Annotated in this window: 18 protein-coding genes and 1 riboswitch; of the genes, 4 read left to right on the top strand and 14 right to left on the bottom strand. The window is 63.1% G+C overall.

The genetic code is table 11. From position 1 onward, the window contains the following. Nucleotides 1-3: 3 nt before the first annotated feature. Nucleotides 4-1509, bottom strand: coding sequence for a glycerol-3-phosphate dehydrogenase (gene glpD, locus FNU76_RS09895; protein WP_144278045.1), 1506 nt, complete (start codon nucleotides 1507-1509; stop codon nucleotides 4-6). Nucleotides 1510-1575: 66 nt separating this feature from the next. Between glpD and FNU76_RS09890 the strand changes: the two genes are divergently transcribed. After that, nucleotides 1576-3042: a TIGR04222 domain-containing membrane protein gene (locus tag FNU76_RS09890; protein WP_179958414.1), complete on the top strand. Its 1467-nt coding sequence runs from the start codon at nucleotides 1576-1578 to the stop codon at nucleotides 3040-3042. Between the two features lie 102 nt (nucleotides 3043-3144). Beyond that, entirely contained in the window at nucleotides 3145-4038 is an 894-nt protein-coding gene (locus tag FNU76_RS09885) for a sterol desaturase family protein (protein WP_144278043.1), read from the top strand. On the opposite strand, the gene FNU76_RS09880 is transcribed toward FNU76_RS09885, so the two are convergent. Then, nucleotides 4035-4343, bottom strand: a complete 309-nt coding sequence (locus FNU76_RS09880; protein WP_144278042.1) for a hypothetical protein — start codon at nucleotides 4341-4343, stop codon at nucleotides 4035-4037. The genes FNU76_RS09885 and FNU76_RS09880 overlap by 4 nt on opposite strands. Before the next feature lie 114 nt (nucleotides 4344-4457). After that, nucleotides 4458-4623: riboswitch (cobalamin riboswitch) on the top strand. A gap of 143 nt (nucleotides 4624-4766) precedes the next feature. Between FNU76_RS09880 and FNU76_RS09875 the strand changes: the two genes are divergently transcribed. Beyond that, nucleotides 4767-6728 (top strand): TonB-dependent receptor, encoded by a 1962-nt coding sequence (locus tag FNU76_RS09875; protein ID WP_144278041.1) that lies wholly within the window; start codon nucleotides 4767-4769, stop codon nucleotides 6726-6728. Between the two features lie 6 nt (nucleotides 6729-6734). Here the strand turns inward: FNU76_RS09875 and FNU76_RS09870 are convergent, their stop codons facing one another. The 5 genes from FNU76_RS09870 to FNU76_RS09850 form a co-directional block, all read right to left on the bottom strand. Then, nucleotides 6735-7664 (bottom strand): lipase secretion chaperone, encoded by a 930-nt coding sequence (locus tag FNU76_RS09870; RefSeq protein ID WP_144278040.1) that lies wholly within the window; start codon nucleotides 7662-7664, stop codon nucleotides 6735-6737. A 64-nt stretch (nucleotides 7665-7728) separates the two neighbouring features. Further along, on the bottom strand, nucleotides 7729-8658 hold the full coding sequence (locus tag FNU76_RS09865) for an esterase/lipase family protein (protein ID WP_144278039.1): 930 nt from the start codon (nucleotides 8656-8658) through the stop codon (nucleotides 7729-7731). Nucleotides 8659-8886: 228 nt separating this feature from the next. Further along, entirely contained in the window at nucleotides 8887-9681 is a 795-nt protein-coding gene (locus FNU76_RS09860) for an inositol monophosphatase family protein (RefSeq protein ID WP_144278038.1), read from the bottom strand. Between the two features lie 77 nt (nucleotides 9682-9758). Next, entirely contained in the window at nucleotides 9759-10301 is a 543-nt protein-coding gene (locus FNU76_RS09855; protein WP_223879287.1) for a response regulator transcription factor, read from the bottom strand. After that, the gene (locus FNU76_RS09850; protein ID WP_144278037.1) at nucleotides 10298-11515 is read right to left on the bottom strand and encodes an ATP-binding protein; all 1218 of its coding nucleotides are present in this window, start codon (nucleotides 11513-11515) and stop codon (nucleotides 10298-10300) included. Before FNU76_RS09850 ends, FNU76_RS09855 begins: the two co-directional genes overlap by 4 nt. 199 nt (nucleotides 11516-11714) lie before the next feature. On the opposite strand from FNU76_RS09850, the gene FNU76_RS09845 reads away from it, so the two are divergent. Then, nucleotides 11715-12302 (top strand): DVUA0089 family protein, encoded by a 588-nt coding sequence (locus FNU76_RS09845; RefSeq protein ID WP_144278036.1) that lies wholly within the window; start codon nucleotides 11715-11717, stop codon nucleotides 12300-12302. A gap of 75 nt (nucleotides 12303-12377) precedes the next feature. Here FNU76_RS09845 and FNU76_RS09840 read toward each other — a convergent pair whose 3' ends face one another. From FNU76_RS09840 to glyQ, 7 genes are all read right to left on the bottom strand, one after another. Next, nucleotides 12378-13076 carry a leucine-rich repeat domain-containing protein gene (locus FNU76_RS09840; protein ID WP_144278035.1) on the bottom strand — a complete coding sequence of 233 codons (699 nt, stop codon included), beginning with the start codon at nucleotides 13074-13076 and terminating at the stop codon, nucleotides 12378-12380. Between the two features lie 146 nt (nucleotides 13077-13222). Then, complete coding sequence (locus tag FNU76_RS09835) at nucleotides 13223-13924, bottom strand: M48 family metallopeptidase (RefSeq protein ID WP_144278034.1); 702 nt, start codon at nucleotides 13922-13924, stop codon at nucleotides 13223-13225. Continuing rightward, entirely contained in the window at nucleotides 13905-14672 is a 768-nt protein-coding gene (locus tag FNU76_RS09830) for a lysophospholipid acyltransferase family protein (RefSeq protein WP_144278033.1), read from the bottom strand. Before FNU76_RS09830 ends, FNU76_RS09835 begins: the two co-directional genes overlap by 20 nt. Continuing rightward, nucleotides 14672-15217 (bottom strand): D-glycero-beta-D-manno-heptose 1,7-bisphosphate 7-phosphatase, encoded by a 546-nt coding sequence (gene gmhB / locus FNU76_RS09825; protein WP_144278032.1) that lies wholly within the window; start codon nucleotides 15215-15217, stop codon nucleotides 14672-14674. Before gmhB ends, FNU76_RS09830 begins: the two co-directional genes overlap by 1 nt. Nucleotides 15218-15242: 25 nt before the next feature. Continuing rightward, nucleotides 15243-17318 (bottom strand): glycine--tRNA ligase subunit beta, encoded by a 2076-nt coding sequence (gene glyS / locus FNU76_RS09820; protein WP_144278031.1) that lies wholly within the window; start codon nucleotides 17316-17318, stop codon nucleotides 15243-15245. Nucleotides 17319-17417: 99 nt separating this feature from the next. After that, entirely contained in the window at nucleotides 17418-17912 is a 495-nt protein-coding gene (locus FNU76_RS09815) for a surface-adhesin E family protein (RefSeq protein WP_144278030.1), read from the bottom strand. Between the two features lie 6 nt (nucleotides 17913-17918). Further along, the gene (glyQ, locus tag FNU76_RS09810; protein WP_144278029.1) at nucleotides 17919-18809 is read right to left on the bottom strand and encodes a glycine--tRNA ligase subunit alpha; all 891 of its coding nucleotides are present in this window, start codon (nucleotides 18807-18809) and stop codon (nucleotides 17919-17921) included. Between the last annotated feature and the right edge of the window lie 62 nt (nucleotides 18810-18871).

Genomic DNA, 18871 nt, shown 5'->3' with positions numbered 1-18871 from the left:
GCGTTACCCTCCCGCCGAATACCGCTGCGAACCTGCCATCCATTCCACCAGCGCCGCCTGCTCCGCTGCACTCATATGCAGGCCCCGTTTGGTGCGGCGCCAGAGTATGTCTTCGGCGCTGACCGCCCATTCCTCCAGCTGCAAATAGCGGACTTCCCGTTCGTACAAACCCGCGCCGAAATGCTGGCCCAGGTCGGTAGTGTCCCGTACGCCGGCCAACAGTTTGTGCAAGCGATCGCCGAACTGCCTGGCCAGCCGCAGCAGCAAGTCCGGTTCGAGCTCGCCATAGCGCAGCCGCGCATCTTGCAGAAAAGCCTCGAAATCACCGCCTGGTAGATCCCCGCCGACTAAGGTAGTGGGGTTGTCGGGCAGCCGCATGCGGTCGAAATAGGGCTGCAGCGACTGCATGGCGTGGCGGGCAAGCTGGCGATAGGTGGTCAGCTTGCCACCGAAAACGGACAGGACCGGTGCACCCTCGCGGTCCAGCCGCAGGGTGTAGTCGCGGGTGATGGCGGAAGGATTCTCGCTGCGGTCGTCATACAGCGGTCGGACGCCGGCAAAACGCCAGACCACCTGCTCCGGCGTGGGTGGCCGTTGGAAATATTGGCCCACCAACTCGCACAGATAGCTCACCTCCGCATCCGAGCAATGGACTTCGCCGGGATCGCCGTCATGGACGATATCGGTCGTGCCGATCAGGCTGAACCGCCCCTCGTACGGCAGCACGAAGACGATGCGGCCATCCTGATGCTGCAAGATATAGGCTTGCGGCCCCGGATGCAGCGCCGGCACGACGATATGGCTGCCTTTGACCATCTTGACCGAGTCTCGGGCGCCTAAACGCAGCCTCTGTTTCAGCACCTGTTCCACCCAGGGCCCGGCGGCATTGACCAGCGCGCGGGTATAGACCACCTCGCTCTGGCCGGTTGCGCTACGCAGCTCGGCCCGCCATTGGCGGCCTTCCCGATGGGCTAGCTCCAGTCGCGTGCGGGTGCGGACGGTACCGCCAAGCTCCTGACATTGCAGCGCATTGGCCAGGACCAGCCTGGCGTCGTCCGCCCAGCAGTCGGCATAGACGAAGCCCTTGCGGAAGGCCGGCTGCAGCGGTTCACCCCAGGCATGCCGGCGCAGATTGATGCCATAGGAAGTCGGCAGGCGTTCACGCCCGCCAAGATGGTCATAGCAAAACAATCCCAGCCGTATCAGCCAGGCTGGGCGCAGGCCGGCATGGTGCGGCAGCACGAAGGACAAGGGCCGCACCAGGTGGGGGGCCATCTTCAATAGGACTTCCCGTTCGCCCAGCGATTCGCGCACCAAGCGGAACTGGCGTTGTTCCAGGTAGCGCAGGCCGCCGTGTATCAGCTTGCTGGAGGCGGACGAAGTGGCGCCGGCTAGATCGCCTTGCTCCACCAGCAATGGGTTCAGGCCCGCTTGCGCGGCATGATTGGCGATGCCGGCGCCATTGATGCCGCCGCCCACCACCAGAAGATCATAGGATTTTGCTGTCATAGGCTATTCACCATAGCCCATCGGGTTATGCTTGTGATCGTTGCTGTTCAGGCCAGGAGTCTTGCCATGCGTACCGAGCAGGGCGCGATGAGCGCGATGCAGCAGTCGCTTTATCGACGGATACAACATCACCCGCTGGACCGGGCGGACCATGCCCAGCCCTTCAGTGCCAAACTCGCCCAGCAGAATGGCTGGTCCGCAGCCTACGCGCGACGCGTCGTCGAGGAGTATCGACGTTTTGTGCTGCTGGCCATCGCGAGCGGGCATATTGCTTCCCCATCCGATGCGGTGGATCAGGCCTGGCACCTGCATTTATGCGATAGCCGCGATTATTGGGAAATCTTCTGCCCGAACGTCCTGCGGCAAAGCCTGCACCACGAACCCAGCCGGGGTGGGGCCAGTCAGGATAGGCAATATCAGCTGCTCTACCAGCAGACCTTGGCCAGCTACGAGCGTTTGTTCGGCGAAGCCGCCCCCGCCGATATCTGGCCGCCTGCGCCGGTATCCAGCCGCTTTATTCGCCTGGATACCAAGCGGCATTGGTACATGCGCAGGCCGGAGCTGCCCGGCCTGCGTGCAGGCGCGCTGGCCGGCGCGGCGGGTAGCCTGCTTTTGACCGCGTGTGCCACCTTGGCGGACATTCAGGGCCCGGACTTCCTGGCCGGCTATTTGGCTGCGCTGGTGGTATGGGCGCTGCTCGCATGGCGCTGGCCGAGGCTGTCTGGCCGCTGGGACCGCAGCGCCGAGGCCAGGTTGCCGCCTAGCCTGGATTGCTATCAGACCGCCTACCTGGCAGGGGGCGAGCGCCGTGTGCTGGATACCGGCTTGCTTCGATTGGCGCAGTACGAACAGGTGTCGATGAGCAGCACCGGCATGGTGCACTCGCTGCCATCCGCCGGCCAGGGAGGTAGGCACGCATTTGAGCGCGAACTTCTGCGTGGCATCGGTAAGGCTAAGCATTATCTTCGCTTATCGAACGCTGGCCGTGTTGCCATGCGGTCCATTCGGCAATCGCTGGAACAGCAAAAGCTGCTGTTCGATACCGTGGGGCGGGCAAGGCGCGATATGCCGGTATTGATAACGGGCGCCTTGCTGTGGTCGCTTGGGGCGGCCAAGCTATATCTTGGCGTGAGCCATGAGCGCCCCATCGGCTTTCTGTTGGCTACCCTGACCGTATTCAGCGCAATGTGGCTGTTCTACCTATGGCGGCGCGGCCGTGGGCTGGCCCACACCGAACTGGGTCGGCAGCTGTTGCAGCTGAAACAGCGGCACCGCCCGACACGAGCCGATTCACGCGAGCAGACCGCCGATGGTTTCGCCCTGGTGGGCAGCTCCGCTCTGGATGGAACCGCCTGGGCGCACATGCCCATAGGCAGTTTGCCCACGGGCCATGGCGGCGTGAGCGGCGGAACAGGTAGTAGTTGCAGCACGAACAGCAGTGGTAGTGGCAGCAGTTGTACCGGTTCGGATAGCGGCGGCGGGTCGGACGGCGGCGGGGGAGGATGTGGCGGTTGTGGCGGGGGAGGCGACTGAGTGTTGCGCCCCCCACTTCTATCGCACGCTTATCGGGTATTCATAGCGGGTAGCCCCACCTGGCGTTACCATCTTGCATCTATCGCTTGCTTGATCCCCATCATGGAACTCGGTTTCGATCCCGGCCTCGTCCTATTGGCTTTGGCCCCTATCTTCTTGATTTGCATCGCCCTGGAAGCCTGGTATTGGCATCGACGCGGCATCGTCAAATACTCGCTGGTCGACTCCCTTTCCAATGCCGGGCTGGCCTTGATGCATCAGGGCGCCGATCTGCTGGCCACCGTGCTGTTCATCAAGACGGCCTACACCTGGACCTATGACCATGGGGTCCAGGTATTTCCCAATACCTGGTGGAGTGTGCTGGCGGCCTTCCTGATCCAGGATTTTCTGTACTACGGCTTCCATCGCGCCAGTCATCGCGTGCGCTGGCTGTGGTCGAGCCACGTCACCCATCATTCCAGCGAGCGTCTGAATCTTTCCACCGCCTTCCGCCAGAGCCTGACCTATCCGCTGTCCGGCATGTGGGCCTTCTGGCTGCCCATGGCCTGGCTGGGCTTCTCGCCCGATCTGGTCCTATTGGTGGTCGGCCTCAACCTGGGCTACCAATTCTTTGTCCATACCGAAGCGGTAGGCAAATTGGACTGGTTCGAAAAGATTTTCAATACCCCCTCGCACCACCGCGTCCATCACGCCAAGAACCCGCAATATATCGACCGCAATTTCGCCGGCGTGCTGATCATATGGGACAAGCTGTTCGGTTCCTATGTGGAGGAAGAGGCGCAGCCGGTATTCGGTATCGTTCGGCAGGTCCGCAGCCACAACCCGCTGACGCTGACCTTCCACGAGTGGGCCGCCATGTTCCGCGACGTCTGGCGCGACAAGGACCCGCGCCATTTGTGGAAGCCGCCCGAGTGGGCCGAGAAGGTGCCCGAGCCGTCGGCGGCCCGCTTGCCGTACCCGGCAACGGGGGGTCGTAGGCCGCCCGGCCCCGCTTAATCGAAGGGTTCCGCCTCATCGTCCGGTTCGGCGGCCCGGGCCCGTGCGCTCGGCATGCCGAAGGCGGTGAGGATATAGTCATGGCGGTCCGCTTCCAGCTGTTGCGCCACGTAGGGCTGTAGCGCCGCCAGCTTGTCCTTGTCGAGGAAATAGGAGAGCAGCATGTCCGGATCGGGCTGCCGCTGCTCGGCGACGAACATCTGTAGCAGCCGCTGCGGCGAAATGGTGTCGGCTACCGGCCATTGGGCCAGCAAGGCGCCGTCCATGCCTTTTCCCCATACCTCGATAACGCGTTTGATCAGCATAGGTCTTCCTTATCCCTCGGTGGCGCATGCATGCATACATACAGCATGACAAGGCATCGGCCATATTTCCAGCTCGCCGGAAGATTAGTTCGGCGTCATTCGCCGCAGCCTTTATAATCCGCCCCTTCGATAGGTGCCTCGCGAAAACGAGGTGAAACGGGAAGCCGGTGAGGCCCATGGTCAAATCCGGCGCTGCCCCCGCAACGGTAAGCCGCTGTCCGCCGCCAAGGCGACGAGATGCGCGGCAAGCCCGGAGACCGGCCTATCGACCATATCCCGGCCACCATGCCGTGGAAATGGCAGGTGCGGAGGCCGCGGCGGGCGCCCTTTCCGTGACGCCGCCAGGCCGCCCGAGCCTGCTGCACCGTGTCGCGCCTCCGCTTGTTTTATCGCCTGCGGTGGGCAGGCGCAGTGGAGTTTCCTATGTTTTCCCGTCTTACCCCTCTCGTCGCCGCCCTGAGTCTGGCCGGCATTGCCTTGCCCGCCCTGGCTGAAGCCGAAACCGAGCTCGGCCGCATCGAAGTGACCGGCACCCGTTTGGCCTCCCGCGCCATCCGCCCGGTGAATCTGACGGTGCTCAGCAGCAGCGATATCGAACATTCCACCGCCACCAGCCTGCCCGAGCTATTGGCCGGCGTGGCCGGTGTCACCATGCGCAACAGCGATTCGACCGGCAACGGCAGCATCGACCTGCGCGGCTTTGGCGCCAGCGGTGCCAGCAATACTCTGATCCTGCTCGATGGCGTCAAATTGAACGACAACGATCTGTCGTCGCCGCAATTGACCGTGATCGCCCTTAACCGGCTGGAGCGCATCGAGATCGTTCGGGGCGGCAGCGTGGCCTGGGGTGGCGGTAGCAGCGGTGGTGTCATCAATCTGATTACCCGTCGCGACACCGGTGCGGACATTCAATTGGGCGTCGGTAGCCATGCCCGCCGTCAACTGCTGCTAGGCGGTGGTTTGCGGCAGGGTGCTTTTAGCCTGCGCGCCGACGGCCGCCATGAAGAAACCGATGGCTACCGCGACAATGGCCGCAACAAGCTGCTTGCCGGTGCGGCCCAATTCGGTTGGCAGGATGAGCGTAGTCGTCTGGAACTGGGCCTGGCCAAGGAAACCGAGGAGCTGCGCTTCCCTGGCCCCAACCGGGTCAATCCGGCCACTGGTCTCAACGAATTCATCCAGGCGCCCTGGAGCAGCAGTACCCCCAAGGACTGGGGCAAGACCGAGGGTGAGCGCTTAACCCTGCATGGCGAAGGCAAGTTCGAGGGAGGCCGCTGGGCCTTGGACGGCAGCCGCCGCGGCAAGGACACCGATGCCTATTTCGATTATGGCGGCTTCCCCTCGCGCGACCGGCGCGAAAGCCACGAGAATCGCTTCTCGCCCCGGCTGGGTCTGCAATGGGGTGGATTGGAGGTGGCCGGCGGCATCGATATCGGCCGTGCCCATACCGAACGCTACAGCGGTAGCCTGGTCGCTTCGGACCTGGCCGGCACCAGCCGGCTGCATACCGAGGCGCTGTGGGTCGACCTCGGCTATGCCGTGCAGGCGGGCAGCCGCCTGACCGTGGGCGCCCGGCATGAGCGCGCCAGCCAGACCGTGCTGGTGGCGGCTTCGCCATGGAGCCCTGCCATGGAATTCAAACGTGACGACGCGCCCAATGCCCTGCAACTGGGCTGGCGCCAGCACTTGTCCGCGGATCTGTGGTGGTACGCCCGCGTTGGACAGAGCTACCGGCTGGCCAATGCCGACGAACTGGTCGGCAATAGCGAACTGCGCAGCCAACGCTCGCGCGATTTTGAACTTGGCACGGAAGCCAGGCTGGGTGAAGGCAAGCTGCGCGTAAGTGCTTTCAGCATGCGTCTGCGTGACGAGATCGCGTTCCAGCCCTATGTGAACGGTTTTGGTGCCAATATCAATCTGGCGCCAACCCGCCGGCAGGGTATGGAGCTGGAATGGTCGCAAAAAATCGGCGAACTGGATCTGGCCGCCAATATGACCTGGCTGGATGCGCGCTTCCGTGGCGGCGTCTACGGCGGCAAGGATGTCACCGGCAAGCAGGTGCCCCTGGTGCCGCGCCTGCAAGGCAATCTCAGCCTGGGCTGGGCCTGGTCCGACGCAACGCGGCTGGATGGCCAGCTGCATGCGGTCAGCCATAGCCGTATCGACAACGACCAGATCAACACCGGCCCTTGGCTGGCCGGCTACGGTACCGTCGATTTGAAGCTGAGCCATCGGGTCGGCGGCTGGCAATTGGCGCTGAGCGGCCAAAACCTGGGCGATAAGCGCTATGCCAGCTATGGCGTCAAGAGCACCTCAGGTGCCAATTACAATCTCTACCCGATGCCGGGCCGCCGCTGGTTCGCCAGCGCCGGCTATCGGTGGTAGGGGGTTTTAAGTCGCCGGCTCATAGGCCGTCAGTCGCAATTGCTCCTCGGCGGTAAAGCGCGAGGCGCGCAATTGGCTGATGGCCTGGGCCTGCTCGGCGGCGGGAAGCCCGTTTTTGCTGATCAGCGCCAGGTCGGCCAGGTAGGCGGCCATGCGCTGTTGCCAAGCAGCCTCGTCGCGGTCCAGCACGGCCAGCCGTTCGGCCGCTTCCTTGCCGACGCTGGCGGCGCGCAGTTGGAAGACCTTTTGCTCGTCTGCACCCTGCTGGCGGGCCGTCGCCACATTGTCGGCCAGGGTCAGATGCTGCATCGGCATCTGGCGGGCCTGCAGGATATCGGGCGGTAGGCTGGCGTCCAGCCGTGCCAGGCTGGCCGCCTTCTGTGCCGGACTGAGACGCTGGTCGCGATTGATCTCCAGGCGAGACAGCGCGTCGCTGTCATAGCTGTCCTGCCAGCCGAACATGGCCTTGTCTTCGCCGCTGCTAAAAAACTCTCCCCGCAGCCGGCGCGTGGCATCCAGGCGGGCGCGCATGGCCGCCAGGCTGGTGCCGGCCAGGTCCGGATCCTGCTCGCGCGCAATCAGGGCGCGTTTGAAAGCCAGATAACGCTGCAACAGCCGCTTGGCCGCCGCCGCCTCCTTGGCCGGCAAGCGGCTGTCCAGTTCGCGTTCCAATTGGGCGACGATCTGTGGCAAGGACTGTTCCCCTTGGGTGGCTAGGTAATAATCGAAGAGATCGCGCAAGGCTTCGTTTGCCACGGTGCCTTCGCTGGCCAGCCGGGTGGCGCCGTCCGCGACCGTGCCGACAAGGGAAGGGGCGGGGACGTTGATTTCCCGTGCGGGGCGGGTGGAAGGGCCACCGCGCCAAAGCACGGCGAGAAGGACCAGGCCGGCCGCTGCGGCCAGCAGAACGGGGCGTTGCTTAACGGAAAAGGACATGCCGGTATGCTCGCAAAAAAGCCCCTCCCGCTCGCGGGAAGGGCAATCGGGTGGTATTGGGTGCTTACAGTCCGGCGTTCTTCAAGCGGTTCGCCTGCTGGCGGTACACCGTGACCGGGCTGGTCTCGAACAGATGGACGATGCCGAAGAAATGATTCATTTCATCGACATGGTTCATCCGGTAGTTGTCGCGCAGTACCTGGCCCAGGTGGCTGACGCAGGTACCCACCAGGCCGTCGCTGGGTTCGCCGTAGACCAGGCCGGTCAATCCCATAGCGGCATCCGAGACGTCGAAGATATTGGTGACGGTACTGCCACCGCTCCAGGAGTAATAGCGCACGCCATTGACGTTGTAGGCGCCTTCGCCGCAATGGCTGGTGGGCACGCCGGCCGGGAAGCGGGCATTGAAGTTGGCCATGCTGGCGGTCGTCAGCGATTCCATGGCGGCCAAGGGGTCTTGGGGCAGGTTGCTACCGCCCGATGCCACCGAGATCAAGGCCGAAAGACCGCGCGCCAGTCCGGCCGCCACGGTTTCCGATACCGAGCCGGGCGGAATGGTGCGGCGTACCACATCGGCCACGCGCGATCCCTTATTGACCCCGCCCACGCTGGTGACGGATGCCACCAGCTGCGGCGCCACGCCGGCGACATAGCGGATGGTTGGAGCGCCATGGCTATGGCCGATCAGGTTGACCTTGCTGGCGCCGGTGATGGCCAGGATATTGCGGACCTGGCTCAGCAGCTGTTCGCCACGTGTCTCGGTACTGTTGGTGGCGGATACCTGGGCCACGTAAACCTGGGCGCCGCCCTTTCTCAGCTCGCCGGGTATGCGATAGAAATAATCCACCCCCAGGGCCTGATCGAAACCGAACAGGCCGTGCACCAGCACGATGGGGTATTGCGTTTGGGTATAGCCGCTGGAAGCGGCCATGGCCGGCGCGGGCAGCGCCAGGACCAGCCCCAGCGCCGCGAGCATAGTTGCGAAACGTTTCATTGTTGTTGTCTCCTTTGTTAAGTGCTTGATCCGCTTTGTCGAAAGAGCGGTAAAGGCAAGGTAGACAACAACTTTTCGAAAATCTAGAGCAATCGCTCGGTAGGTAAAAAAACGACAATATCGGACGGCCGTCCGCCTTCCGGCCAAGACAGTGCTGGCTGGTTTTGAAGGGAGGCGGTTTAGATCAATGCGGTCGGAATGACGGCGCTGGCATGGGGGTGTGGCGGGCTACAAATTGCTCTTGACCCACCGTCGCCACTGCCCGAACAGGCACGGGTCCAGCGCTGCGATGACGGAGCGCTGCCAGACATCGTCATCCCAGTAATCGTCGTGATAGAGGCTGGTCATGCTGCCGCCGGCCTCGCTCAGCATCAGGCAGCCGGCCGCGTAGTCCCACAGGCGCTGGCCGCCATGTACGTACAGGTCGAATCTACCGGCGGCCAGGTAGCACCAATCCAGGGTGGACGCGCCGAAATTGCGCTGGCTGCCGAAGGGCGGCAAGGCGGCAAGGCGCTGCGGCAGTTTGCCGCCCAGCCACTTTACTTCCACCCCGGCAATCGCTTCGGGCATCAGTGGCACATGCTTCTTCAAGGGCAAGCGTTGCCCGTTCAGGTAGGCGCCGCGCCCCAGTTGAGCAGTGAACAGCTCGTCCGTCACCGGGTTGTAGATCACGCCCAATTGCGGCCGCCCATCCTTCATCAAGGCGACCGATATGGCGAAATAAGGCAGGCCGTGAAAGAAATTGGTGGTGCCGTCGATGGGGTCGATGACCCAAAGTTCGGTGTGGCCCTCCCACAGCGCTTCCTGCTCGGCGCTGCTCATTTCCTCGCCCAGCACCGGACAGTCCACGATTCGGGGCAGGGCTTGCACCAGGGCATGCTGACTGGCCAGATCCGCCTCGGTAAACAGGGTGCCATCCTCCTTGCGGCTGCCCCCGACGCGCAGGAAACGCGGCATCACCTCGGTGGCGGCCACCTGGCGTACGGCAGCGATTACCTGGTCGAGCAGGGCTTGGTCCGACATATTCGATTTACCGAGTGAAGGGCAGAGCTGGCTATTCTAACGGAGGAAGGTGCATACGATGCGCTTGCCGGGGCGGATCAGTCGCGTTCGGGGGGATTGGGACTGGGGCGCTTCAGCAACTTACGCTGCAGCGTGCGGCGATGCATATTCAAGGCGCGGGCCGTCGCGCTGATATTCCCGCCGTGCTCCGCCAGGATTTTCTGGATATGTTCCCACTCCAGCCGTTCCACGCTGAGCGGCAGGGCATCGGTGTCGGCTTGCGCATCGCCGGCCACCTTACCGAAGGCGGCGATGATCTCCTCCACCCCGGCCGGCTTGGACAGGTAATGCACCGCACCCAATTTGATCGCCTCGATGGCGGTCGCGATGCTGGCATAACCGGTCAACATCACGATGCGGCAGCTTGGCGCCAATGCCAGCAGATCGACAATCAAGCGCAAGCCGGAGTCGTTCGCCAGCTTCAAATCGAGCAAGGCATGGCTGGGTGGCGCCAACTGGGCAACCCGCAAGGCGCCGGCGGCATCCGCCGCCGTGGTAACGGTCCAGCCGCGCCGCCCCAGTGCGCGTGCCAGTACGCCAGCCAGGGTGGCGTCATCATCGACGATCAGCATGTCCATCATATCGTCGCCGCCGGCAAGCCGATCCGGGCGCAGGTGCCGCCGCCCGACCGGGCCAGCCAAGCCAGGTGACCGCCGGCCCGCTCAATCGCCGAGACCGCCAGTACCACACCCATGCCCAGGCCCTGACCGGCCAGCGTCTCGCTAGCGCGGCCATCGAAGCCCGGCCCGCTGTCTTCCACCTGGATCCATATTCGCTCGGCCGACCAGTCCAGCGTCAATCCCTGCCAAGCGGGGCTGGCATCGGCGGCATTGTCCAACAGGTTCATCAGCGCCTGGCGCAGGGCGAATGGCAGGATCAGCAGCGGCGGCTCCCCTTGCCCCAGCCGGTGAAAATCGACCTGGGCCGAAGGACGGACCACGCGCCAATCGTCGAGCAAGGCCGCCATTGCGCTATCGGCCGCCTGCGACGGTACTGCCGTGTGCTCGGTCCGTAACCTGTCCAGTTCCTTGCGGCAGGCCAGCAACTGCTGCTGCATGATGGTCAGGTCGGCTACCAAGGCCGGCTGGGCGGCATGGTCTTGCAACAATTCATCGACCAGCACCGTTAGCGTGGCCAGCGGCGTACCGAGCCGGTGTGCCGCCCCGGCCGCCTGGATGGCCAGTCCCAGTATCTGCTGTTGGCGCAATCCGCTTTCGCGCGCTTCGGCCAAGGCATGCTCGCGGTCGCGCAACTGCCGGCCGATGCGGGCCACCAGGCCGGCGACGATCAGTGCCGCGCCGACAAAGGCCAACCACATGCCCAAGGTATGGAAAAAGAAGGCTTGTGCCAGGGCTTGTTCCGAAATCGGCAGGGGTTGGTACCAGATCAACAGGGTGCTGTAACAGGCGATGGTCAGTGCTGTCAGCGCCCAGGTGAACCGACCCGGCAAGCTGGCGGCGGCAATGGTCAGCGGTAGCAGGAACCAGGCCGTGAAGGGGTTGGTGGCGCCGCCCAGGAAAAACAGCCAAAGACCGTGACCGACGATATCGACCGCCAGCTGGCGCGCGATCTCGCCACGGGTGACGGCCACGCCGCCACGGCTCAGTTTGATACGCCACAAGGTCAAGCCGTTGTAGAGCAGCAACAGCAAACAAATACCAAGCAAGGCGGGGAGCGGTAGATGCCATTCGAGTACCAGTACGGCCGTCAGCATGGCCGCCAGATAGGTGGCAACGGTCAAGGTGCGCAGAAAAACCAGCTGGCGCAAGGTGTTGAGCAGATAGAGAGGGAGCATGCCGGTATTTTAAGGCCAGACGGCGCGCGCGGGCTGCGGCAGCTTGTCGCGGGGCACGCGCACGACAAGTATGCAAGACGGGTAAATAGTACCGAAAAAACAGGGCATTAGCCCGAATGGACTAACGACGTCACCGCGACTCCACCCTAAACTCCGCCCCGGGTACCTCCTTTAACAATCAGGGATCAAAAAGTTCAACATGAAAAGTAAATTTTTTGCATTGGCATTGGCTTTCGGCGCCGCATCGGCAGCACAAGCCGCTGACTTCAGCTTCTCCGGCGATATCGCTTACCATAACGACGTTATCCAGATTCCATTCACCCTTACCTCCGACGCTACCAACGTCAAGGTCTGGACTGACTCGTTCCTGAACGGTGTAAATTTTGACCCGATCACCGCTGTCTGGAACCAAGCTACCGGCGCACTGGTTGGTCAGAACGACGACAACGGCAATATCGCTCCGGGCCAAACCCGTTTCGATTCCGGCCTGGTTTTCAGCAGCCTGGCCGCTGGTGAGTACATTTTCACCATCGCTACCTACAATAACTTCGCCACCGGCACCAACATCAACCAAGGCTTCAAGTTCGACCACGACGCACCTATCGCGTTGTCGGCTTGGAACCAGCCTGCCAACCACCCAGGCATGGGCTCCCATTGGAACGTGCATCTGACCGGTGTGGATGGTGCAACGCCTCCGGTTCCGGAACCAGAAACCTACGCCATGCTGCTGGCTGGCCTGGGCCTGCTGGGCGCCGTGGCACGTCGCAAGGCTAACAAGAGCGCTTAATCGCGTTTAAGTTGCTGGTCAATGAAACGGCGCACTTGGTGCGCCGTTTCTACTTTGGGCTAAACGGCGCTGTGCTTATGCCAGGATGCAGTCGCATTCCCGCAATGGCATTTGCGCGGTTGGTAGCCCCAGCTGCGCTTGGTTACGCGCTATCTGCGCGATAAATGCCCGAACGACCGGCTCGCTGATCGGGTTGTGATCCAGCGACAGACACGAAAGACCGGCAAGCGGAGACTTTTGCTCCAGGAGCTTCAGCAGCGCCTTGGCACCCGGATCGCCGATCCGGTTATTGCACAGGTTCAGCCTTACCAGGGTCTTCATGGACGTGGCTTGCGGCAGCAAAACATCGGCAAGCGCCTGGGCGCCGTCATCGCCAATCTGGTTATTCGCCAGATCGAGGGAGTCCAGCTTGGTGTCTTTCAAGGCGCCGGCGATTATTCGGATGCCAGCGTCTTTGAGTTGATTGCCGGCCAGGACAAGCTCCTCCAGTTCGGTCCCGTGTTGCAAAAAGTCGGCAAGTGCGCAGGCGCCGCGCAGGGTGATCAGATTGTTGCCCAGATCGAGTTGTGCGATTCGGGTGTGCCCCCGCAATGCCTGGACCAGTACCACGACCTGAGCATCGCTGACTTGTTGACCGGACCAATCGAGTCGAAGGAGCGGTTGATTTTCCCGCAAAGCTTCAAGCTCCCTATTCTGCTGAGCCGTGAAAACGACTCTGTCGGGAGCAAGGCTGAAGTGTTGGGTCGAACCGATAGCGGATGGCGTGGCTAGCATGAAGACCTCATCTCGAATTAAGGTGTCGCGTAAGCGATGGCAGGATTAGCCATGCAAGGCTCAATCGCTACACCTGCATCTAGGCGAACGCTGTCGAAAACGGTCAGGATGCCAAGGATTTTGCGCTTAGCCTGGCAGGCCGGCGCCTACCAGGCGAAATACCGCGCGCCTTCGCGTTTCAGCCAGGCACGCTTCTGTTGCCAATCCGGGCAGACGGCCGCCACCAGGGCCCAGAAGCGAGGGGAGTGGTTGAGTTCGGCCAAGTGGCACAATTCATGAATGACCACATAATCGATGACCGGCAGGGGCGCCTGCATCAGCCGCCAATTGAGCCGTATCGTGCCGGCCGAGGTGCAGCTGCCCCAGCGGCTGGTGGCGCCCGACAATTTGAAACCGCTCGGCTGCAAGCGCAAGCGTTCCGCCCACAGCGCCAGGCGCTCGGCCAGAAAGGTGCGCGCCTCGCGCCGCATCAGTTTTTCCAGTGCCGGCGCCAGGGCGGCTTGCGCGCTCCCCGCCACGCGTATCGTATCGGCATCGATGCCGCCTCGGGCATGGCCAGGGCTGATCGTGCGCGGTTCGCCCAGCCAGTCCACGCTGCTGCCGGCCCGCAGGGCTGGCATGGCCGGCCGCGTCGCCAGCTCGTCCAGCTTGGCCACGATCCAGCCCGCCTTAAGGCGCAGCACGCCATCGAGATCGGTCAGGGGAAAGCGGAGGGGGAGGGTAACAAGCAGGCCGTTGCCGTCGATTTTCAATCCGACACTACGGCGTGCCGAGCGTTGCAGGGCGACCGACACGATACGACCGCCCAGGTGGTAGTCATGCCGCGTTTCAGGCAGCGAGCGGGCCATGTACTTGTTCCGGCTTCTTGTTGCGTGGCCAGCATGGTCCGACACCGCTGATGCGCACCATTTCCCCCTCGATCCAGGCTTCCACTTCGCGGCTCACCTCTTCCGGCTTTCTGCCGGCGGTGGCGATGGCGGGTCCGAACGAGATGGTGGTGACGCCCGGGTATTTGAGAAAGCTATTGCGTGGCCAGAATTCACCGCTATTGACCGCCACCGGCACCACCGGCGCCGATAGCGCACAAGCCACCCTGGCGCCGCCGCTTTTGTAATTACCCCTTTGGCCGGCGCTGATGCGGGTGCCTTCGGGGAAGATCACGATCCAGGAACCCTGCTTCAGCCGCTCGCCGCCCTGCGAAATCAATTGCCGCGCCGCGGCCGCCCGGTTGGAACGGTCGATGGCGATGGGACGCACACTCCAGATGCCCCAGCCGAAAAAGGGGATCCACAGCAGCTCGCGCTTGATCACCCAGGCGGTAAAGGGCAGCAGTTTGAGCAAGGCCAGGGTCTCGAAGGCGGATTGGTGCTTGCTCATCACCACCGCGGCGTCCGACGGCAGATGCTCCAGCCCGATCACCTTGCTCTTGAGGCCGCAGGTGATCTCCAGCCACTTGAGCGCGAACCGCGCCCAGTAACGCACCAGGCCGTAACGAAAGCGGTAGGGCAGGGGCAAGGCCAGCATGCAGGCGATGGCACATAACACGGTATTAACGGCCCAACCCAACAGATAAAGCGTGGAACGCAACCAGATCATCAATCTTCTTCCCGACCTATCAGGTACAACGCCGCATCCATCAAGTCGTCGCAGACATGGGCATGCTTGGGTAGCCCGCCGGCCGCCAGGGTGCGCTCGCCCTTGCCGGTGCAGACCAGGATGGGTAGTGCGCCTACCGCTTCGGCGGCTTGCAGGTCGCGCAGGCTGTCGCCCACCACCGGGGTATCTTCCAGCCGCACGTCGAAGCGCTGGGCGATATCGCGATACATGCCAGGGCGGGGTTTGCGGCATTCGCATTTCATATCGGCCGTGTGCGGGCAGAAGAAAATGCCGTCCACCCGCCCGCCCACGCTGGCCAGCAGCCGGTGCAGCTTGCCGTGCATGGCATTGAGTTCCGCCATGCCGAAGAAGCCGCGGCCGATGCCGGATTGGTTGGAAGCGATCACCACGCGCCAACCGGCGTGGTTGAGCAGGGCGATGGCTTCCAGGCTGTTGGGAATGGGTACCCACTCGGCCGCCGACTTCACGAAATCATCACGGTCGTGATTGATCACGCCGTCTCTATCCAGAATGATCAGCTTCATGGGATGGCTCGGTCGCAAGGGATGGCTATTCGGCCAGCAGTGAAATATCGGCCACCCGGTTCATCAATTGGCTCAGGGATGCCAGCAGGGCGAGGCGGTTGCCGCGCACGGCCGGATCGTCGGCCATGACCATGACGCCATCGAAGAAGGCATCGACCGGGCCACGCAAACCCGCCAGCTGGCGCAAGGCGGCGGTGTAGTCGCGGGCCGCAAGGGCGGCTTCCACGCCAGGCCGGGTCGCCAGCAGCGCGCCGTGCAGGTCGCGTTCGGCGGCTTCCTGCAAGAGCGCCTCCGCCAAGGGCGGCAAGGCGGTATCGGTCTTGCGCAGGATATTGCGGATGCGCTTGTTGGCGGCCGCCAGGGCGGTCGCTTCCGGCAGGGACTTGAACTCGGCCACGGCAGCCAGGCGCGCGTTCAATTCGTCGAAACGGCTGGGCGCATCGGCCAATACCGCGTCGATATCGGCCGGCGGGAACTCGGCGGCGAGCAGGTTCTTCAAGCGTTCCAGCATAAAGCCGAACACGCCGTCGACCGTATCGGCGGCCACCACGCCGGCCGGAAAGGCCGCGGCGGTCTTCGCCAGCAACTGCTTCAGGTCCAGCGGCAGGCGCGCCTCGACCAGCATGCGCAGCACGCCCAGGGCGGCACGGCGCAAGGCGAACGGATCCTTGTCGCCGGTGGGGATCAGGCCGATGCCCCAGATACCGACCAGGGTTTCCAGCTTGTCGGCCAGCGAGACCGCCTGGGCAATGGCGCCCTGCGGCAGGCTGTCGCCGGCAAACCGTGGGTGGTAATGGCCTTCGATGGCTGCGGCGACCTGGTCGTTTTCGCCGTCCAGGCGGGCATAGTAGGTGCCCATGATACCTTGCAGCTCAGGGAATTCACCAACCATGTCGGTGACCAGGTCGGCCTTGGCCAGGTAGCCGGCACGCCCGGCCAACTGGCCCTCGGCGCCCAGCTCGGCCGCGATGGCGGCGGCGACCGCCGACAAACGTTCCACCCGCTCCAATTGGCTGCCGATCTTGTTGTGGTAGACCACTTGGGCGAGCTTCTGCACACGGCTGTCCAGCCTGTGCTTCTGATCTTGTTCGTAGAAGAACTTGGCGTCGGACAAGCGGGCGCGCAATACGCGCGCATTGCCGTTGATGATAAAGCGCGGATCGGCGGTCTCCAGGTTGGAGACGATCAGGTAGCGATTGCTCAGCTTGCCATTGCCGTCCAGCAGCGGGAAATACTTCTGGTTCTGCTGCATGGTCAAAATCAGGCACTCCTGCGGCACTTGCAGGAACGCTTCTTCGAATTGCCCTTCCAGCACCACCGGCCACTCGACCAGGGCGGTCACCTCATCGATCAAGGCATCACCGCCTGCGATGCTGGCCTGGTGGCGGGAAGCCAGTTCGGTCAGCTGGGCGACAATACGCGCGCGCCGCTCGCTGAAGCTGGCGACCACCTTGCCCTGCTGGGCCAGGGTAGCGGCATAGCTATCGGCATGGGCAATCTCGACCGGCCCTTGCGATAGAAAGCGATGGCCACCGGTCATGCGGCCGGCCTGCAAGCCCAACACCTCGCCGGCGACGATATCGCTACCGTGCAGCATGGTCACGCCATGGACGGGGCGGATAAATTGGCTTTCGCGGCTGCCCCAGCGCATCAGCTTGGGGGCAGGCAGTTTCTTGAGCGCGTCGGCCACGATGCCCGACAGGTAGGCTGCCAGCGGTTCGCCGCGCTTTTCGGCGCGGTAGATATAGACATCCTGCTTGCCGTCGGAGCCACGCGCCAATTGATCGAGCTGATCGGCCGCCAGGCCGACCGAGCGGGCAAAGCCCAGCAGGGCGGGGCTAGGTTTGCCGTCCTTGAAGCCGGCTGCCACGGCCGGACCTTTTTTCTCCACCATCCGGTCGGCTTGCACGGCGGCGACGCCGGGCAGGCTGAGCGCCAGGCGGCGCGGGCTGGCGTACTCGACGGCTTGCGCATCGGCCGCGACAAAGCCCAGCTTCTTCAACTCGTCGGTGATGGTCTGGGCGAACGAGGCCGCCAGCCGTGGCAGCGCCTTGGGAGGCAGTTCTTCGGTAAACAGTTCGATCAGCAGGGTTTGGCTCATAACACTTCTTTTTTTCAGCACACCGGGCACGTGGGCCGGCGGGTTCGGATTGATTGGTTTTGCGGTGGCAAGCCTTCTGGCGGAAGGCGGCGCGCCGGCTTATTCCTTATTGCCGGCGGCGGCCTTTTCACGGGCGATCCGGCAGACCTGGGTGAAAAAGTCCTGCATATACGCTTGCTTGGTCACCGAGTCGAATTCCCACTGGAAACCGGCCATGTCCCGGCGCGTCACTTCGTCGCCATCCTTGTCGCGAAACTCCGCCGCGATACCGGCCATTTCGCTTTTGGCGCAATCGAGCGCAAACCGGGTGAACTCGGTACGGTAGGTTTCGCCTTCCTTATTGGTCTGGTCCTGCTTGAAGGCGCGCTGCACCCAGACGTAGACGTAATCGTCCGTACCGAAGCGATCGTCGTGGCCGATCGAAGCCCACGAGACCTTGATTTCCACGCCCGGCTGCTGGCCATACAGGCGCCAGTCGCCTTCCTTTTCTTCCGGCACCGGTTCCGGTTTGGTCGCGTTCTTGGTATCCATATAGCTGCCACCACAGGCCGCCAGGCCCAGCGTCAGGAGCAGTGCGAGTGCGGCAGCTTTCATGGTTTGTCAGTCCTTTTTCAGCATCGGGAAGCCAAGTGCCTCACGGGCATCGTAGTAGGCCTGCGCGACGCCGCGCGAAAGATTGCGCACCCGGCCGATATAAGCCGCCCGCTCGGTCACCGAAATGGCACCGCGCGCATCCAGCAGATTGAAAGTATGGCCGGCTTTCAGGATCATTTCGTAGGCCGGCAGCGGCAGGCTGGCCTCCAGCAGGCGCTTGGCCTCGCCTTCGTAGTCATTGAACTGTTTGAACAGAAGTTCGATATTCGAATGCTCGAAGGCATACTTCGATTGCTCGACTTCGTTCTGGTAGAACACATTGCCGTAGGTCACCGGCGTGCCGTCCGGCAGGTAGGTCCAGACCAGGTCGTAAACGTTCTCGATATCCTGCAGATACATTGCCAGCCGTTCGAGACCATAGGTGATCTCGCCCAGTACCGGCTTGCACTCCAGGCCGCCAACCTGTTGGAAATAGGTGAACTGGGTCACCTCCATCCCATTGAGCCAGACTTCCCAGCCCAGGCCCCAGGCGCCCAAGGTGGGATTTTCCCAATCGTCCTCGACGAAGCGGATGTCGTGCTGGGTGGGGTCCAGGCCCAGTTCGCGCAGCGAACCCAGGTACAGATCCTGGATATTGTCCGGGCTGGGCTTGAGTACCACCTGGAACTGGTGGTGCTGGAACAGCCGGTTGGGGTTCTCGCCATAGCGGCCATCCTTGGGACGGCGGCTGGGCTGGACATAGGCGGCACGCCAGGGCTCCGGCCCCAGGGCGCGCAGGAAGGTGGCGGTGTGGCTGGTGCCCGCGCCGACTTCGGTGTCGTAGGGCTGCAGAAGGGCGCAACCATTGGCGTTCCAATAGTTCTGCAGGGTAAGGATGATTTGCTGGAAGGTCAGCATCGTGACTGAAGCTCGGTGAGTGAGACGATATAAAGCCTGGATTCTACAAGCAATCGGGCGGT

It is taken from the genome of Chitinimonas arctica, assembly GCF_007431345.1.
Taxonomy (GTDB): Bacteria; Pseudomonadota; Gammaproteobacteria; order Burkholderiales; family Chitinimonadaceae; genus Chitinimonas; species Chitinimonas arctica.
Note: the sequence above shows the minus strand (reverse complement) of the source record. Positions and strands in the feature narration are given on the sequence as shown.

What these genes read in the sequence shown, in the direction of transcription:
- glpD (WP_144278045.1), bottom strand. Translation starts at nt 1,509, where the DNA reads ATGACAGCAAAATCCTATGATCTTCTGGTGGTGGGCGGCGGCATCAAT.
- FNU76_RS09890 (WP_179958414.1), top strand. Translation starts at nt 1,576, where the DNA reads ATGCGTACCGAGCAGGGCGCGATGAGCGCGATGCAGCAGTCGCTTTAT.
- FNU76_RS09885 (WP_144278043.1), top strand. Translation starts at nt 3,145, where the DNA reads ATGGAACTCGGTTTCGATCCCGGCCTCGTCCTATTGGCTTTGGCCCCT.
- FNU76_RS09880 (WP_144278042.1), bottom strand. Translation starts at nt 4,343, where the DNA reads ATGCTGATCAAACGCGTTATCGAGGTATGGGGAAAAGGCATGGACGGC.
- FNU76_RS09875 (WP_144278041.1), top strand. Translation starts at nt 4,767, where the DNA reads ATGTTTTCCCGTCTTACCCCTCTCGTCGCCGCCCTGAGTCTGGCCGGC.
- FNU76_RS09870 (WP_144278040.1), bottom strand. Translation starts at nt 7,664, where the DNA reads ATGTCCTTTTCCGTTAAGCAACGCCCCGTTCTGCTGGCCGCAGCGGCC.
- FNU76_RS09865 (WP_144278039.1), bottom strand. Translation starts at nt 8,658, where the DNA reads ATGAAACGTTTCGCAACTATGCTCGCGGCGCTGGGGCTGGTCCTGGCG.
- FNU76_RS09860 (WP_144278038.1), bottom strand. Translation starts at nt 9,681, where the DNA reads ATGTCGGACCAAGCCCTGCTCGACCAGGTAATCGCTGCCGTACGCCAG.
- FNU76_RS09855 (WP_223879287.1), bottom strand. Translation starts at nt 10,301, where the DNA reads ATGATGGACATGCTGATCGTCGATGATGACGCCACCCTGGCTGGCGTA.
- FNU76_RS09850 (WP_144278037.1), bottom strand. Translation starts at nt 11,515, where the DNA reads ATGCTCCCTCTCTATCTGCTCAACACCTTGCGCCAGCTGGTTTTTCTG.
- FNU76_RS09845 (WP_144278036.1), top strand. Translation starts at nt 11,715, where the DNA reads ATGAAAAGTAAATTTTTTGCATTGGCATTGGCTTTCGGCGCCGCATCG.
- FNU76_RS09840 (WP_144278035.1), bottom strand. Translation starts at nt 13,076, where the DNA reads ATGCTAGCCACGCCATCCGCTATCGGTTCGACCCAACACTTCAGCCTT.
- FNU76_RS09835 (WP_144278034.1), bottom strand. Translation starts at nt 13,924, where the DNA reads ATGGCCCGCTCGCTGCCTGAAACGCGGCATGACTACCACCTGGGCGGT.
- FNU76_RS09830 (WP_144278033.1), bottom strand. Translation starts at nt 14,672, where the DNA reads ATGATCTGGTTGCGTTCCACGCTTTATCTGTTGGGTTGGGCCGTTAAT.
- gmhB (WP_144278032.1), bottom strand. Translation starts at nt 15,217, where the DNA reads ATGAAGCTGATCATTCTGGATAGAGACGGCGTGATCAATCACGACCGT.
- glyS (WP_144278031.1), bottom strand. Translation starts at nt 17,318, where the DNA reads ATGAGCCAAACCCTGCTGATCGAACTGTTTACCGAAGAACTGCCTCCC.
- FNU76_RS09815 (WP_144278030.1), bottom strand. Translation starts at nt 17,912, where the DNA reads ATGAAAGCTGCCGCACTCGCACTGCTCCTGACGCTGGGCCTGGCGGCC.
- glyQ (WP_144278029.1), bottom strand. Translation starts at nt 18,809, where the DNA reads ATGCTGACCTTCCAGCAAATCATCCTTACCCTGCAGAACTATTGGAAC.